This window comes from Saccharopolyspora halophila (assembly GCF_039531955.1).
In the GTDB taxonomy this organism is placed as follows: domain Bacteria; phylum Actinomycetota; class Actinomycetes; order Mycobacteriales; family Pseudonocardiaceae; genus Saccharopolyspora; species Saccharopolyspora halophila.
Genome location: NZ_BAAARA010000004.1, coordinates 539255 through 554977 on the forward strand (window position 1 = coordinate 539255; position 15723 = coordinate 554977).

Annotated in this window: 15 protein-coding genes; 7 read left to right on the forward strand and 8 right to left on the reverse strand. The window is 70.2% G+C overall.

Annotated features, from left to right (window positions below; genetic code table 11):
* The first annotated feature begins 18 nt into the window (after nt 1–18).
* From ABD289_RS10020 to bla, 3 genes are all read left to right on the forward strand, one after another.
* Nucleotides 19–894, forward strand: coding sequence for a LysR family transcriptional regulator (locus ABD289_RS10020; RefSeq protein ID WP_344129082.1), 876 nt, complete (start codon nt 19–21; stop codon nt 892–894).
* Nucleotides 891–1784, forward strand: coding sequence for a serine hydrolase (locus ABD289_RS10025; protein WP_344129084.1), 894 nt, complete (start codon nt 891–893; stop codon nt 1782–1784). The genes ABD289_RS10020 and ABD289_RS10025 overlap by 4 nt, the downstream gene beginning before the upstream one ends.
* 149 nt (nt 1785–1933) lie before the next feature.
* Nucleotides 1934–2824: a class A beta-lactamase gene (gene bla / locus ABD289_RS10030; protein ID WP_344129086.1), complete on the forward strand. Its 891-nt coding sequence runs from the start codon at nt 1934–1936 to the stop codon at nt 2822–2824.
* Nucleotides 2825–3011: 187 nt separating this feature from the next.
* Here bla and ABD289_RS10035 read toward each other — a convergent pair whose 3' ends face one another.
* Both ABD289_RS10035 and ABD289_RS10040 read right to left on the reverse strand, forming a co-directional pair.
* The gene (locus ABD289_RS10035; protein ID WP_344129225.1) at nt 3012–3206 is read right to left on the reverse strand and encodes a DUF397 domain-containing protein; all 195 of its coding nucleotides are present in this window, start codon (nt 3204–3206) and stop codon (nt 3012–3014) included.
* A 2-nt stretch (nt 3207–3208) separates the two neighbouring features.
* Nucleotides 3209–4066 (reverse strand): helix-turn-helix domain-containing protein, encoded by an 858-nt coding sequence (locus ABD289_RS10040; RefSeq protein ID WP_344129088.1) that lies wholly within the window; start codon nt 4064–4066, stop codon nt 3209–3211.
* Nucleotides 4067–4321: 255 nt separating this feature from the next.
* On the opposite strand from ABD289_RS10040, the gene ABD289_RS10045 reads away from it, so the two are divergent.
* Nucleotides 4322–4555: an HC3 family zinc finger protein gene (locus ABD289_RS10045; protein ID WP_344129090.1), complete on the forward strand. Its 234-nt coding sequence runs from the start codon at nt 4322–4324 to the stop codon at nt 4553–4555.
* A 161-nt stretch (nt 4556–4716) separates the two neighbouring features.
* Here the strand turns inward: ABD289_RS10045 and ligD are convergent, their stop codons facing one another.
* From ligD to ABD289_RS10060, 3 genes are all read right to left on the reverse strand, one after another.
* Nucleotides 4717–5718, reverse strand: a complete 1002-nt coding sequence (gene ligD / locus ABD289_RS10050; protein ID WP_344129092.1) for a non-homologous end-joining DNA ligase — start codon at nt 5716–5718, stop codon at nt 4717–4719.
* 78 nt (nt 5719–5796) lie between these two features.
* Nucleotides 5797–6474 (reverse strand): MBL fold metallo-hydrolase, encoded by a 678-nt coding sequence (locus ABD289_RS10055; protein WP_344129094.1) that lies wholly within the window; start codon nt 6472–6474, stop codon nt 5797–5799.
* Between the two features lie 145 nt (nt 6475–6619).
* Nucleotides 6620–7387, reverse strand: a complete 768-nt coding sequence (locus ABD289_RS10060; RefSeq protein ID WP_344129096.1) for a maleylpyruvate isomerase N-terminal domain-containing protein — start codon at nt 7385–7387, stop codon at nt 6620–6622.
* 324 nt (nt 7388–7711) lie between these two features.
* Here ABD289_RS10060 and uvrA point away from each other — a divergent pair, with 324 nt between their 5' ends.
* The 3 genes from uvrA (at nt 7712) to ABD289_RS10075 (ending at nt 12880) form a co-directional block, all read left to right on the forward strand.
* Nucleotides 7712–10567, forward strand: coding sequence for an excinuclease ABC subunit UvrA (gene uvrA / locus ABD289_RS10065; RefSeq protein ID WP_344129098.1), 2856 nt, complete (start codon nt 7712–7714; stop codon nt 10565–10567).
* Between the two features lie 322 nt (nt 10568–10889).
* On the forward strand, nt 10890–12329 hold the full coding sequence (locus tag ABD289_RS10070) for an alanine/glycine:cation symporter family protein (protein WP_344129100.1): 1440 nt from the start codon (nt 10890–10892) through the stop codon (nt 12327–12329).
* A 107-nt stretch (nt 12330–12436) separates the two neighbouring features.
* Nucleotides 12437–12880, forward strand: coding sequence for an SRPBCC family protein (locus ABD289_RS10075; protein ID WP_344129102.1), 444 nt, complete (start codon nt 12437–12439; stop codon nt 12878–12880).
* Between the two features lie 33 nt (nt 12881–12913).
* Here the strand turns inward: ABD289_RS10075 and ABD289_RS10080 are convergent, their stop codons facing one another.
* The 3 genes from ABD289_RS10080 to ABD289_RS10090 form a co-directional block, all read right to left on the reverse strand.
* Nucleotides 12914–13342, reverse strand: a complete 429-nt coding sequence (locus ABD289_RS10080; RefSeq protein ID WP_344129104.1) for a hypothetical protein — start codon at nt 13340–13342, stop codon at nt 12914–12916.
* Nucleotides 13343–13414: 72 nt separating this feature from the next.
* Complete coding sequence (locus ABD289_RS10085; RefSeq protein ID WP_344129106.1) at nt 13415–14881, reverse strand: beta-N-acetylhexosaminidase; 1467 nt, start codon at nt 14879–14881, stop codon at nt 13415–13417.
* On the reverse strand, nt 14878–15720 hold the full coding sequence (locus tag ABD289_RS10090) for a carbohydrate ABC transporter permease (RefSeq protein ID WP_344129227.1): 843 nt from the start codon (nt 15718–15720) through the stop codon (nt 14878–14880). The genes ABD289_RS10085 and ABD289_RS10090 overlap by 4 nt, the downstream gene beginning before the upstream one ends.
* Nucleotides 15721–15723 lie beyond the last annotated feature (3 nt).

The following is a 15723-nucleotide window of genomic DNA, read 5'->3' on the forward strand; positions in this document are numbered from 1 at the left end:
GCGTGCTTGGATCCTGGTGTGGACTTGCTTCGGCATCTGGGCTTCTTCGTGGCGGTGGCCGAGGAGGGGCACTTCGGACACGCCGCGGATCGGATGGGCATGAGTCAGCCGCCCCTGTCGCAGGGCGTGCGGCGGCTGGAGTCGCGGCTCGGCGTCACCCTGCTGATCCGGGGCTCGCGCGGCGTCCGGCTGACCACAGCCGGAGCGGACCTGCTGCCGCGGGCACGGGCCCTGCTGGACGGTCGCGAGCAGTTCCTCGACGCGGCTCGGCGCCAGCGGGAGAGCCGGGGCGCGGTGCGCATCGGGGTCATCGCCGCGCTCAGCGACCTGCAGGTCGCGGCGCTGACCGCCGCGGTTCGGGCGGCGGCGCCGGACCCGGACGCGCGGACCGTCATCATCAGCACCGCACCGACGGCGGAACTCGTCGACGCGGTCACCGGCGGTCGGCTGGACTGCGCCGTGGTGCACCACCCGGCGCTGCTCGGCGAACTGCGCGCCGGACCGGTGCTCAAACTCCCGCGCATGCTGCTGATGCCCGACGGACACCCGGCCGCTCGGGGCAAGCCCTCGCTGCGCGCGCTGAGCGGGCTCGCGTGCGCGACCGCGCCCCGGGCGCACGGCACGGCCGCCTTCGACCTGCTGGCGGACACGTTGCGCGCGAAGGGGCTGGACCCGGAGTTCCTGCCCGCGCCCGGGGACCGCGATGCGCTCAGCGCTGTCGTCGCGGGCCGGGCGTTCGCGCTGAGCGCGGACCTGCGGCTGGAGGCCCCCGGGGTGCGCGCTGCGCCGGTCGGCGAGGAGCTGGCGCTGCGCGTCCGGGTGGTCCGGCCCGACCCGGTCCCGCAGCAGGACGTGCCCGATGCGCTCGAGTCGGCGCTGGCGGGCATGTCGTGAGCTTGGAACAGCGGGTGCGGGAGATCCTCGCCGACGCCGGTGCGCAGGGTTGGGTCCACGCGATCCGGCTCGGCGGCGGTCGGGCTCGCGAGGTCGACGTCGGCGCGGACGAGCTGGTGGTCACGGCATCGGTCTACAAGCTGGCTTTGCTGGTCGCGCTGTGCCGGTCGTTCGACGCGGGAGCCCTCGATCCGCGCGAGCGCGTCCTGCTGGACCCGGCCTCGTGCACCCCGGGGCCGACCGGCGTGTCCACCTTCCTGGATCCGGTGCGGTTGTCCTGGCGCGACCTGGCCGCGTCGATGATCTCGGTCTCCGACAACGCCGCCGCCGACGTCATCCTCGGCGCGATCGGGCTCGATGCCGTGGCCGAGGCGCTGGCCGCCGCGGAGCTGACCCGCACCCGGGTGGTCGGCGGCACCGCTGACGCGCACGCCGCGCTCGTCGAGGAGATGGGCGCGAGCAGTGCTGCCGAGGCCTTCGCGCTGCTCGCCGACAACGACGAAGCCCGTACGGTCCGCGCCTACGACCCCTCCTACGCGTCGGCGACGACGCCGCGCGAGATGACCCGGCTGCTCGGGCAGATCTGGGGCGATGAGATCGCTTCGCCGCAGCGGTGCGCGTTCATGCGCCGACTGCTGGCCGGGCAGGCCTGGATGCACCGGGTCCGCGCGGGCTTCCCGTTCCAGGGGGTGCGCGTCGCGGGCAAGACGGGAACGATCGGCGCGGTCCGCAACGAGGTCTCGGTGGTCGAGTTCGAAGGCGAGGACCCGGTCGCGGTGGCCGTGTTCACCCTCGCCGCGCGCGCCGATCCGGCGTTGCCACGGGTGGACTCGGCCATCGCCGAATGCGCCCGGATCGCGGTCACCGACCTGCGTTCGGGCCGGTTGTAGGAGATTTTTTCCCGGCGTCGCGGTCTCCGGGCATCCCGGACCCTGCGGGGATATCGAGGCGCTATCGGGCAGCGGGTGTCAGCTTATTGGCGCTATCGGCGAGCCGGTGGTCGACTGGTGCGCACAACCTGCTCGTGAAGGGGAAATCCTTGTCCCAGAACATCTCTCGCCGCTCCGTGCTGGGTGCGCTGCTGGCGGCCCCGGTGGTCGCGTGCGCCCCGAGGTCCAGTCCCGCGTCGGCCACCGACGCGCCCGGGCTCGATGCGGAACTGCTCGCGCTGGAGCACCGCTTCGACGCGCGGCTGGGCCTGTTCGCCCGCAACGCGGCGACCGGTCGCACGCTGGCCAACCGAGCGGACGAACGCGCCGCGATGTGCTCGACCTTCAAGGTCTACGCGGTCGGTGCGCTGCTGCGCGAGCGCGGACTGGCCGGTGGCCACTTCGAGCGCCGCATCACCTACGGGCGCGGCGATCTGGTCGAGTACTCGCCGATCACCGAGACCCGGGTGGACACCGGGATGACGATCGGCGAGCTCTGCGCGGCCGCGCTGCAGCACAGCGACAACACCGCCGCCAACCTGCTGCTGCGCGAACTGGGCGGCCCGCGGGCCATCGCGCCCTTCGCCCGGTCCATCGGTGACGACATGACCCGCCTCGACCGGTGGGAGACCGAGCTCAACAGCGCGGTTCCCGGCGACGAGCGGGACACCACGACCCCGGCCGCCTACGCGTCCGGATTGCAGCGGCTGCTGCTGGGCGACGTCCTGGCGGGCCCGGAACGCCGGCGGTTGACCGACTGGATGCTCGGCAACACCACCGGTGACGACCGCATTCGCGCCGGTCTGCCGGGAGACTGGCGCACCGCCGACAAGACCGGTGGCGGTTCCTACGGGGTGGCCAACGACGTCGCGGTGACCTGGACGAGCGCCGGAACGCCGATCGTGGTCGCGCTGTTCACGCGTCGTCACCGCGAGCACGACGAGCACGACGACGCCCTGCTCGCCGAGGCCGCTCGAGTCGTGGCCCGGCGGTTGGCGTGAAGCGCTGCGGCTGCCGCGCCCGACGACGTCCGAGAACCCGCCGCAGTGCCGGCTGAATCCCCACCGCACGCGGCTGCCGCCGCATCCTGAACATCCCCGAAGGCGGTAGCGCGCGAGCCGGGGGCGCTCCGCGTTGAGCGCGGGGCGCCCCGGTGCCCGGTGCTGCGGTCGTGCTGCGACGCGCGGGTCAGAGGTCGAATCGACCTGTCTTGATCGCCTTCACGAAGCAGCGCCACTGGGTGCTGTCGGCCGTCACGAGTCCGCCCGAACGGTCTTTGGTGTCGCGCACAGCCGCCCCGCCTATGACGCGGCCGACCTCGACGCAGTTGGTCTCTTGGCTGCTCCGGCTCGATTTGCGCCAGCCGACCGGGGACTGCAGCAACGTCACGGTGTCGTCTCCTCTCGGTGGATGATCTCGGCGATGAGACGAACCGAGTCGTCGCAGCTCATCGCGAATTGCCCCAGATCCTTGCCTGCTTTGATGAATGCCGTCACGTCACCGGGATCGCGCAGGAACGCGCTGGACCGGTGGTGTTCCAGGTGCACGACCGGGGACGCCTTGGCGAACCCCAGGAGCACGAAGGGCCCGGCGTGCGCCGGCGTCCACCCCGTGTGCAGCGGGATGATGCGGATGTCGACGTTGTCCCGTTGGCTGGTCTCGAGCACGTGGCGCAGCTGGTCCAGCAGCACCGCGCGGCCACCGATCGGTTGGTGCAGCACGGACTCGAGGAGGAACGCCGTGTAATGAACCGGCTCGTCGGGTCGGGTGAGCACCTCGCGTCGTCCGAGTCGGAGCGCGACGCGGGTGCTGACCTCGTTCTCGGGAATGCCGGTGCCCATGATCGCCCGGGCGTAGTCGGGCGTCTGCAGCAGCCCGGGGATGAGGATGGGCGAGACGTCGGTGATGGTGGTGGCGATCCGCTCGAACTCCAGCAGCGCGGTCAGCTGGTCGGCCTCGCCCGCCGACCCGATCGACACGGAGTTCGGCGGTTCCGCTTGAGCGTCCCGGGTGAGTCGCAGCAGCCGGTCGCGAGCAGGGCTCGACAACCCCAGGACCGCGCACACGGCGGACACCGACTCGGTGGACGGAACGCGTTCACCGCGCTCCCAACGCACCACTACCGAGTGCGAAACGTCGAGCCTGCCCGCGAGTTGCCGCAGTCCGAGACCGGTGCGCGAACGCGCGTCCCGGATTTCCGCACCCAGAACGTATGCCCGGGGTGCAGGGGTGGTCTCGCTCATGCACCACAGCTTATTAGGTGGGCTGCGCGCCGAATCGGCGGGTCGCACGCAACGCGAGTTCGCGACTACGCAGTGCTTCTGATGCACCGAATGGAGTCATGCGATCGGGGACTTGTCGCAGTGGTCTCGGGACCAGCAGCATTGGTGCCGCTCTTGATCGCAGCCTGCGTCGGGTCCAGGGAGGGAACTCGCGCGGGTGCAAGGGAATTCAGTTCGGTGGCCGGTGTCCGCCGACGACAAGGGGGAAGAGAATCGATGCATTCGTTCCACTGGGTTCCGGGAGATGGCAAGCGGCACGCTAGCCGGGACAAGCGTCCCTGGGGCAGTGCCTATCCGAGTGGCATGCGCGTGAACACCCTGTGCCGGCAGGAAGTCGTCGCCGAAGCCACCGCGCAGGCCTGGCTTTGGGGAACTTGCCTCGAGTGCAACGGTGAGGCCCGCAAGCTCGCCGAATCCGCGAACCGCGTCTCACCCGGTCTTCTCGCATGACGGTGCGGCCGCAGGAGCCTCGATGCCGTCCGGCAGACGCGCCGCGGCGGTGCGGCCGTCGCCGCTGAAGTCCGGAGGCCGGCGGCGTCTGAGGTTCCGCTCCCGGCGCCAGCGCGCAAGCTGCAAACCGGAACGTCCCCTGAGGGCACCCGGCGCCGGTCCTAGCTGTCGCGCTTGGCCCTGCTGGGTGCCACTCGCGGCGGCTCGCCGGGCTGCTTCGGGTACACCGGCGGCCACGGTGCGTCCTGCAGCCCCGAGCTCAGATCGCTGCGGGAGCGCTCCAGCAGCGGTTCGATCGACTGCGGCTGCCGGTCGGCCCACGGGTCGCCGCGCTCGGCGAGCCGGTCCGGCACGGTCGCGATGGTCAGATCCGCGGGTTCGACCTCGGACAGCTCGTCCCAGGAGATCGGGGCGGACACCGTCGCGCCGGGCTTGGGCCGCACGCACCAGGCGCCGAAAACCGTTCTGTGCGGCGCGTTCTGGTTGTAGTCGACGAACACCCGGTCGCCGCGCTCCTCCTTCCACCACTTCGCGGTGATCAGGTCGGGGTGCCTGCGCTCGAGTTCGCGCGCGAGCGCTACCGCCGCCGCGCGGACCTGGTAGCTGTCCCAGCTCGGCTGCAGCAGGGCGTAGAGGTGCAGACCGCGGGAGCCGGAGGTCTTCACCCGCACGTCGATGTCGTGCTCGGCGAGCATCTCCCGGCTCAGCAGCGCGGCCTCGCACACCTGCCGGTAGGTCACGCCCGGCGCGGGGTCGAGGTCGATGCGCAGCTCGTCGGCGATCTGCGGGGCGTCCGCGTGGTACGGCCAGACGTGGAAGCCCAGGCAACCCAGGTTGACCGCCCAGACGACGTGCGCCAGGTCGGCGGCCACCAGCGCCGCGCTGGTGGTGCCGTTCGGCGTGGTCACCACGGTGGTCCGCAGCCACTCCGGCGCGGATTTGGGCACGCGCTTCTGGAAGAACGACTTGCCGTCCGCGCCGTCCGGGTGGCGTTCCATCAGCAGCGGACGGCCACCCAGCGTGTCCAGCAGCGGGCGCGCGACAGCGCGGTAGTAGCGGACGAGGTCGAGTTTGGTCTCACCGCGCTCGCTGAAGAAGATCTTGTCCGGGTGCGACACCGTGACCTCGGTGCCTTCGACGTCGACTGCGACGGACTCGCTCACCGGTCCAGACTAGGGGCGCGGGCCGACGACGGCGAGATCACGGCCGCGAGCCCGGTGCCGGACTCGCGGCCGTGGCGCTCACCAGCCTCGTTCGCGCCACTCGGGAAGCTTCGGGCGCTCCGCGCCGAGCGTGGAGTCGTCGCCGTGACCCGGGTAGAACCAGGTGTCGTCCGGCAGCTCGCCGAAGATCCGGTTCTCCACGTCGTCGATCAGCGAGCGGAAGTCCGCGGGCGATCCGGTCTTGCCGACCCCGCCCGGGAACAGCGAGTCCCCGGTGAACAGGTGCGGGTGCCCGTTCGGGTCGCGGTAGACCAGCGCCACCGACCCGGGGGTGTGGCCGCGCAGGTGGATCACCGACAGCTCGCAGTCGCCGAGGGCGATGGTGTCGCCCTGCTCGACCAGGCGGTCCGGCGGCACCGGGAGCTGTTCGGCATCGGCCGGGTGCGCTGCGGTGAAGCACCCGGTCTGACCCGCGATCGCGCCCAGCGCCTGCCAGTGATCCGGGTGCTGGTGGGTGGTCACGATGGTGCGCAGCCGCGGCCGCTGATCATCGTGCCCGAGCAGGTCGGAGAGCCGCTCCGAATCGTCGGCGGCGTCGACCAGCAGCGCGTCCCCGGTGTTGCGGCACACCAGCAGGTAGGCGTTGTTGTTCATCGGGCCGACCGAGATCTTGGTGATCGTCAGCGCGTCGAGCACGCGGCGGGCGGCGACGCCGCCCGGTTCGACATGTCCGGTGTACTCCTCAACAATCTGCACGCTTGCGAGCCTAACGTTCGCTTCCGGTTCTCGTGGCGGGCCTGCGCGACGTCCTCGGCAGGAAAATCGGAACGGACCGGATCCGGTCCCGGGGGAGCGGGCCGTGCGGGTTGTTCCGGTGCGCGGCGGGCAGCCGCATGCGGCATCAGGGCCATTCGGGCAGTTCGGGCGGGTCGCCCGTCAGTTCCTCGGGGCCCGTGCGGCCGAGCAGCCAGCCGAGCATCGGGCCGGGCTCGCCGCTGACCTTGCTGGGGCGCTCGGTCGTCCCGCGCAGTTCCCAGGTGCGGCGGTGGGTGCCGAAGTCGACCTCCAGGCTCAGCGCGGGCACGTCCGGGCGACCGCCGAAGGACTGGGTGACGTCCTCCAGCAGCTGTTCGGAGTGCGCTGGCGGGATGCTGGCGAAGTCGATGTCGTGGTCCAGGTCGACGGTGTGCACCCACACCTCCAGCAGGCGGGCGCGCAGGGTGTGATGGGCGGGCATCGGGTCGCCGATCGCGTCGTAGAGCTCCGCCGTCCACGCCTGGGTGGGCAGCGCGCGGGCCGACGTCGCGAAGCGCTGGGACGCCGCGGCCAGGTCCTCCACCAGCAGCCGGTGGCTGTGCACCGCCCCTTCGTCGATGGCTTCGTCGCGGTCGTCCCCGCTGGAGTACATCGGGTGTTCGATCCCGGTGCGCGCCCAGATCAGCAGGTTGGTGCAGCCGTCGGCGTTGCGGGCCAGGTGGGTGATCACGTGCGCCCGGCTCCACCCGTCCAGCAGGCTCGGCTGCCCCACGGAGAGGTCGTCGAAGCTCTCCACGGTGCCCAGCATCACCTCGGTCGCGTGCTCGATCGCGGCCAGCTGGCGCCGGACCTCCTGGGCGAGAGCTGCGAGATCGACGGACCCAGGACCGGGGCCGAGAGCGGTGTCGGACATGGGCTACCTCACGCGGTGGGAGGGGCGTAGGTGCGTCTTGAGCGTAATTGCGCAGGCCACACCGGCAACAGTGCCGAAAGCGGGCGGATTTGCGTATCGTCGAGACCGGTGCGGATCCGCCCGAGCCAAACTCGCTCGTTCGGGTGAGAGCCGGGGGAGGTGCCGACCGGCCGACGCCGTCGGTCCGAGTCTGTCGGTGGCCCGGAATAGCATGGAACCGGCAACGTCGCGACCCGATCCGCTCAGCGGTAAGCGCCCCGCATCGGTGCGCTCGCAGCCGGCCGCGCGTCCACGCAACGCCAGAACATTTTCGAAGGGATCAACGTGGCTGACCGCCTCGTCGTTCGCGGCGCCCGTGAACACAACCTGCGCGGGATCGACATCGACCTGCCCCGCGACAGCCTGATCGTGTTCACCGGGCTGTCCGGCTCCGGCAAGTCCAGCCTGGCCTTCGACACCATCTTCGCGGAGGGGCAGCGCCGCTACGTCGAGTCGCTGTCCGCCTACGCCCGGCAATTCCTCGGGCAGATGGACAAGCCCGATGTGGACTTCATCGAGGGCCTGTCCCCGGCGGTGTCGATCGACCAGAAGTCCACCAGCCGCAACCCGCGGTCGACGGTGGGCACCATCACCGAGGTCTACGACTACCTGCGACTGCTGTTCGCGCGCGCGGGCAAACCGCACTGCCCGACCTGCGGCGAGGCGATCGAGAAGCAGACGCCCCAGCAGATCGTCGACCAGGTGCTGGAGATGCCGGACCGCGCCAAGTTCCAGGTGCTGGCGCCGGTCGTGCGCGGCCGCAAGGGCGAGTACGTCGACCTGTTCGAGCAGCTGCGGTCGTCCGGTTACGCGCGCGCCCGCGTCGACGGCGCGGTCTACCCGCTCGACGAGCCGCCGAAGCTCAAGAAGCAGGAGAAGCACGACATCGCCGTGGTCGTGGACCGGTTGACGGTCAAGTCGGGTGCCAAGCAGCGCCTGACCGACTCGGTGGAGACCGCGCTGCGGCTGGCCGACGGCCTGGTGGTCGTCGAGTTCGTCGACCTCGACGAGAGCGACCCGGACCGCGAGCGCAAGTTCTCCGAGAACCTGGCCTGCCCGAACGGCCACGCGCTCGGCGTGGACGAGCTCGAGCCGCGCTCGTTCTCCTTCAACTCGCCCTACGGCGCCTGCCCGGAGTGCGCGGGCCTGGGCATCCGCAAGGAGGTCGACCCGGAACTGGTCGTGCCGGACGAGGACCTGGCGCTCGGCGACGGCGCCATCGCGCCCTGGGCGGGCGGGCACACCGCCGAGTACTTCACCCGGCTGCTCACCTCGCTGTCGGAGGCCATCGGGTTCCGGATGGACACCCCGTGGCGGCAGCTGCCCACCAAGGTCAAGAAGGCGGTGCTGCACGGGACCAACGACCAGGTGCACGTGCGCTACCGCAACCGCTACGGCCGCACCCGCTCCTACTACGCCTCCTACGAAGGCGTGATCCCGTTCCTGGAACGGCGGCTGGAGCAGACCGAGTCCGACTACGCGCGCGAGAAGTACGAGGGCTACATGCGCGACGTGCCGTGCCCGGCGTGCGACGGGACGCGGCTCAAGCCCGAGATCCTCGCGGTGACCATGGCCAACGAGGAGTTCGGCGAGCTGTCCATCGCCGAGACCAGCGCGCTCAGCGTCAGCGAGTGCGCCGAGTTCCTCGGCGGGCTGGAGCTCGGCCAGCGGGAGCAGATGATCGCGGGCCGGGTGCTCAAGGAGGTGCAGTCGCGGCTGGGCTTCCTGCTCGACGTCGGCCTGGACTACCTGTCGCTGGACCGCGGGGCGGGCACCCTGTCCGGCGGGGAGGCCCAGCGCATCCGGCTGGCCACGCAGATCGGCTCCGGTCTGGTCGGCGTGCTCTACGTGCTCGACGAACCGTCCATCGGGCTGCACCAGCGCGACAACCACCGGTTGCTGGAGACGCTGAGCAGGCTGCGCGACCTGGGCAACACGCTCATCGTCGTCGAGCACGACGAGGACACCGTGCGCAGCGCGGACTGGGTGGTCGACATCGGGCCCGGTGCCGGTGAGCACGGCGGCCGGGTGGTGCACAGCGGGCCGTACGAGGACCTGGAGAAGAACGAGGAGTCGTTGACCGGCGCCTACCTGGCGCGCCGCAAGGAGATTCCGGTCCCGACGGAGCGCCGGGTGCCCGACCGCAAGCGGCGGCTGACCGTGGTCGGCGCCCGCGAGCACAACTTGCGCGGCATCGACGTCTCGTTCCCGCTGGGCACCATGCTCGCCGTCACCGGCGTGTCCGGGTCCGGCAAGTCCACGCTGGTCAACGAGATCCTCGCCTCGGTGCTGGCGAACAAGCTCAACGGCGCGCGCCAGGTGCCCGGCAGGCACACCCGGGTCAAGGGCCTCGAGCACGTCGACAAGCTGGTCCAGGTCGACCAGTCGCCGATCGGCCGCACCCCGCGGTCGAACCCGGCCACCTACACCGGCGTGTTCGACCACATCCGCAAGCTGTTCGCGGCCACCAGCGAGGCGAAGGTGCGCGGTTACCAGCCGGGCAGGTTCTCGTTCAACATCAAGGGCGGCCGGTGCGAAGCCTGCGCGGGCGACGGCACGCTCAAGATCGAGATGAACTTCCTGCCCGACGTCTACGTCCCGTGCGAGGTGTGCCAGGGCGCCCGGTACAACCGGGAGACCCTCGAGGTGCACTACAAGGGCAAGACGATCGCAGAGGTCCTGGACATGCCGATCGAGGAGGCCGCGGAGTTCTTCGAGCCGATCAAGGCCATCCACCGGCACCTCAAGACGCTGGTCGAGGTCGGGCTCGGCTACGTGCGGTTGGGTCAGCCCGCGCCCACCCTCTCCGGCGGGGAGGCGCAGCGGGTGAAGCTGGCCAGCGAGCTGCAGAAGCGCTCCACCGGTCAGACCGTCTACATCCTCGACGAGCCGACCACCGGGTTGCACTTCGAGGACATCCGCAAGCTGCTCGGCGTGATCAACGGCCTGGTCGACAAGGGCAACACGGTGATGGTCATCGAGCACAACCTGGACGTCATCAAGACCGCCGACTGGGTCCTGGACATGGGGCCGGAGGGCGGCAGCGGCGGTGGTCAGCTGATCGCCGAGGGCACCCCGGAGGACCTGGCCCAGATCGAGGACAGCCACACCGGAAGATTCCTCGCGGAAGTCCTGCACTAACCCCCGTCGAGAGCGGCGCCGCCGCGTGACAGCTTTGCCTATAACTGTGCGAACACCTCGGGTGCCGAGACCCTGCAGTTTTAGGCAAAACTGTCGCGGCCGTGCCTTGGGCGAAGAGTTGCGTGATCGCCCTCCCGGGGGTCTACCCACTGGTAGCCAGGGGTGCACGGGTTTGTAACCTGTCCGACACGACGCGGGTCGTCACCGATCACATGGTGGCGGCCCGCTTCGGACGACAGTGAGCGGTGAACGTCGCAGGCCTTCACGAGAGTGCCGACCGACGCCTGATTCCCCGCACCACCCGATGCGGAAAGGAACGCCAGTGGAAGCGCTCAACGACGCGATCGTCGCGCTGAACGACACGTTCTGGCTCTACCTGATCATCCCGGTGCTCGCGCTGTTGAGCCTGTACTTCACGGTGCGGTCCAAGGCCGTGCAGATCCGGATGCTCCCCGAGATGGTGCGCGCCATCGGCGGGCGGTCCGAGACCGCGGAGGACGGCGGGAAGACGGTTTCGTCGTTCCAGGCCTTCGCGATCTCCGCGGCAGCCCGGATCGGAACCGGCAACATCGCCGGTGTGGCCACCGCGATCGCGCTGGGCGGTCCCGGTGCGGTCTTCTGGATGTGGGTGATGGGCCTGGTCGTGGGCTCGACCAGCTTCGTGGAGTCCACCCTGGCGCAGTTGTACAAGGTGCGGGACAGGACCGGATATCGGGGCGGTCCGGCCTACTACATGCTGCACGGTCTGCGGGTGCGCTGGATGGGCGTGCTGTTCGCCGTGGTCATCACGGTGACGTTCGGTTTCGTGTTCACCGCGGTGCAGAGCAACACGATCGTCGACGCCATCGTCACCTCGGCGGAGACGGTCGGCTTCGACGGCGGCGGCTGGCTTCCCCCGGTGCTCGGCCTGATCATGGTCGTGCTCACCGCCTCGATCATCTTCGGCGGCGTGCGCCGCATCGCGCACACCGCGCAGTTGCTGGTCCCGTTCATGGCCTGCCTGTACATGGTCCTCGGCCTGGTCGTCGTGGCGCTCAACATCACGGCGGTCCCGGGCGTCATCGCGGACATCTTCAGCCACGCCTTCGGTTTCGAGGCCATCGCCGGTGGTGGCCTGGGCGCCGCGATCGTGCAGGGCGTGCGGCGCGGCATGTTCTCCAACGAGGCCGGCCTGGGTTCGGCGCCGAACGCGGGTGCGACCGCTTCGGTGAGCCACCCGGTCAAGCAGGGCCTGGTGCAAACGCTCGGCGTCTACTTCGACACCCTGCTGGTGTGCTCCACCACCGCGTTCATCGTGCTGCTGTCCAACCCGACCTACGGCGAGGACCAGGGCGCGAGCATGACGCAGAACGCCATGCAGGCGAGCCTGGGCGGCTGGTCGGTGCACCTGCTCACGCTGATCATCATGCTGGTCGCGTTCACCTCGGTACTGGGCAACTACTACTACGGTGAGTCCAACGTCGGATTCCTGACCCGGAACCAGGGCGTGCTGACCGGCTACAAGTGGCTCGTGCTGGTCGTGACCTTCCTGGGCGCGATCGGTTCCTCGGAACTGGTCTGGAACCTCGCCGACACCACGATGGGCGTGATGGCGCTGGTCAACCTGATCGCGATCGCCCCGCTGAGCGTGGTCGCCTTCAAGCTGCTGCGCGACTACAACGAGCAGCGCAAGCAGGGGATCGACCCGGTGTTCACCCGCGACCGGATTCCGGAGCTCACCGGCGTGGAGTGCTGGGAGCCCCGGGAGAAGGTCACCAGCTGACGCTTCGAACCACGAGACGCGGGCGCCTCGCACGGGGCGCCCGCGTCTTTTCGCGGATCCGCCGCACCGTTCCCGGAACGTGATGTCGCGTCGCTAGTTTCGCGGGCATGACGCAGAACGAGACATCGGTGTCCGACAGCGTGCTGGTCGACGCGACTCCGGAAGCCGTCTTCGACCTGTTGGCCGACCCGCGGAAACACCCGCTCATCGATGGTTCCGGCACCGTAACGGGCGAACTCCGCGCGCCCGAGCGGTTGTCGCTGGATGCGAAGTTCGGGATGCGGATGAAGCGCGGTCTGCCGTACCGGGTGACCAACCGCGTCGTGGAGTGGGAGGAGAACCGCCGGATCGCGTGGCGCAACCTGTTCCCGCACCGCTGGCGTTACGAGCTGGAGCCGGAAGGCGACCGGACCCGGGTCACCGAGACCTACGACTACAGCAGGTTGCTGCCGGGCGTGGTCTCCCGCACCGGCGTGCCGAAGGAGAACCTGGCCTCCATCCGAACGACTCTGGAGCGGTTGAAGGACCATTTCGCGACGGCCGCGGACTGAGGAGTCGAGGCTCCGGCGCCGGGCGGGCGGCAGCTAGTCCGGCGCTCGGCAGCCCGGATCGTCGGCCGTCCCGCACGCCCAGACGACCTGCGGATCGGTTTTCGGTCCGTTGAGCCGGAGGATCGAGATGGTCTTGTTCGCCGGTACCTGCCCGGTTTCCCCGCCGTAGTCGATGAATCCGGTGCTGCCGGGCATGTGCGCGGTGCCGTTGGTCTCGGCGATGCCGTGCCAGACGGACAGCCCGTTCAGCGGAACCGGTTCGGCTCCGCCGGGGTCGACCTCGCCGCCGGTCACCTTCCGCACCGCCAGCTGCACGACCTCGACGGCGTCGTTGGCCAGCAGCGCGCGCCCGCGCAAGCCCTCCTGCCGTTCGGTGACGCCGTAGAACGAGGTGTATTCCAGGGTCACCCCGTTCGGCAGGTCCCTGTCGAGCACGAACTTGTTGATGTCGTCCCCCGCCATCAGCAGCGGTGGCTCCCGAAGCGGGCGAGCCGGGCGCACCCGGTTTGCGGCAATTCGCAGGAAGGTCGGTGGTCAGCGCGGCTGTCCGGGAACACCCGGCCGCGTTTGCCAGGGGTGCGGACCGTCGAGCGGCCGGTACTCCACTCCGCAGGCGTCCAGCCTGGGCAGGTGGTGCTCGGTCAGCCGCCCCGCGAACTCCGGCAGTTCCCGCTGCGCGCTCCAGGCGACCTCGGCGAAGGCGCACAGCCGGGGAAACGCCGCGTAGTCCACGCGGCGTGGCGAGTCCAGGTGCTCGGTCCACACCTGAGCCTGCACTCCCAAGGCGTTTCGCACCGCCGGTCGGTAGCCGTGGACGTGGCTCAGGGTGCTGAGGTAACCGACCGGGATCGGCTCGTCGGGATGCTCGGACTGGCGGTGGTCGAAGTAGAAGTGCGTCTCCGGGCACAGCAGCACGTCGTGACCGAGCTCAGCGGCTCGGTGCGCGGCCTCCGAACCGCGCCAGGCCAGCACGATCGTCTCCCGCGGCAGTTCGGTCGTGTCCACGGCTTCGTCCCACGCCGAGGTGCGCCTTCCGCGGGCGTGCACGTGCTCGGCCAACCTCCGCAGCAGCGATCCGTGCGCCGGGGTGGCTCCGGGGACCTCGTCGCCGCCCAGGCAGATCACCGGCGCGGGGAACACGGACATCACGTGGTCGAGCACGGTCCGGTAGAAGTCGAGGGTCGCGCGTCGCGGGGCCAGGATGTTGTCGCTGACGCCCCAGGAGTCCCACACCCGCGGTGGTTCGCCCGTGCCCAGCTCGGGGTAGGCGGCGATCGCGGCCTGGCTGTGCCCGGGAAGGTCGATCTCCGGGACGACCGCGATGTGGTGCTCGGCGGCGTGCGCGACGATCTCGCGCAGGTCCTCGGTCGTGTAGTAACCGCCGTGCGGGCGGTCGTCGTACTCGGGCTGCTCGCCGCGGCCGACCATCGACCGCGATCGCCAGGACGCGACCCGGGTGAGCTCCGGCAGGTCCGGTACCTCGATGCGCCAGCCCTGGTCATCGGTGAGGTGCAGGTGCAGCACGTTGAGCTTGTGCATCGCGAGCAGCTCGACGAACCGCTGCACCTCCCGCTTGGGCAGGAAGTGCCGGGCCACGTCGAGATGGCAGCCGCGCCACCCGAAACTCGGGCGGTCGGACAGCGTTCCGCACGGCAACGACAGCTGGCCGCGCGCGATGGGAGCCGAGCGGAACACGTCCGGGGGCAGCAGCTGGCGCAACGTCTGGGCCGCGTGGTGCGCGTGTTCGGGGTTGCTCGCGATGGCCCGCGCCCCGGACGGGGAGATCTCCAACCGGTAGCCGTCGACGCCTGCATCGAGCTCGAAAGCGATCGTCGGCCGGTCCGACTCGGCCAGCGGCAGTCCGGTCGCCGCGCCGACGTGCCGCCGGAACCACCGCGACGCTGCGGGCTCGCCGCCCACGGTCGTCGACGCGTCCAGCTGCAGTGTCCCGGGCGAAGGGCTGACCTCGGCGGGACGGGGCAGCAGGGAATCCCAGCTCATTGCTTCACCGCCCCGGAGAGCCCGGAGACGAGGCGGCGTTGCACCAGCACGAAGAAGATCAGCACCGGGATGGTCATCAGCGTCGAACCGGCCATGATCGCACCCCAGTCGTTGCCCTGCGGGCTGAAGAACACCAAGATCGCCATCGGCAGCGTCTGGTTCTCGGTCGCCGAGATGATGAACGTCCGGGCGAACAGGAAGTCGTTCCACGCGTGGATGAACGCCAGCACGCTGGTGGCCACGAGTCCTGGTGCGACCAGCGGGAACAGCACCTGCCAGACGAAGCGCGACCGGCTCGCGCCGTCCAGCGTGGCGGCTTCCTCCAGCTCGGTGGGCACCGCGGCGACGAAGCCGCGCAACATCCAGATCGCCAGTGGCAGCGAGAAGGCCAGGTGCACCAGCACCAGCGACCCCAGGTGGTTGAGGCCGAACACCGGTGCCACCGAACCGACTTGGCGCATCAGGAAGAACAGCGGGATGGTCAGCGCCTCCACCGGGACCATCTGCGCGACCAGCAGCATGACCAGCAGCACCGCGCGGCCGCGGAAGCGGAACCGGGTCAGCGCCACCGCCGCCAGGAACGACATGAACAACGACAGCACCACCACCGCGCCGGCCACGATGAGGCTGTTGACGAAGTACCCGCCGAGGCCGTCCACGGTCAGCACCCGTCGGAATCCGTCCAGGGTGGGCGCGGTCGTCCACGGCCGGGGATCGGTGGACAGCAGCTCGTCCTCGGGCTTGAACGCCGCCAGCACCATCCAGTAGAGCGGGAACGCGATCACCACGGCGAAGGCCACCGCGACCGCGTTGGCCGCCAGCAGCCGGGGTTTGCGCACGGG

Coding starts and splice junctions, on each gene's coding strand:
- ABD289_RS10075 (WP_344129102.1), top strand. CDS start 12,437: ATGACGCAGAACGAGACATCGGTGTCCGACAGCGTGCTGGTCGACGCG.
- ABD289_RS10080 (WP_344129104.1), bottom strand. CDS start 13,342: ATGGCGGGGGACGACATCAACAAGTTCGTGCTCGACAGGGACCTGCCG.
- ABD289_RS10040 (WP_344129088.1), bottom strand. CDS start 4,066: ATGAGCGAGACCACCCCTGCACCCCGGGCATACGTTCTGGGTGCGGAA.
- ABD289_RS10045 (WP_344129090.1), top strand. CDS start 4,322: ATGCATTCGTTCCACTGGGTTCCGGGAGATGGCAAGCGGCACGCTAGC.
- ABD289_RS10085 (WP_344129106.1), bottom strand. CDS start 14,881: ATGAGCTGGGATTCCCTGCTGCCCCGTCCCGCCGAGGTCAGCCCTTCG.
- ABD289_RS10060 (WP_344129096.1), bottom strand. CDS start 7,387: ATGTCCGACACCGCTCTCGGCCCCGGTCCTGGGTCCGTCGATCTCGCA.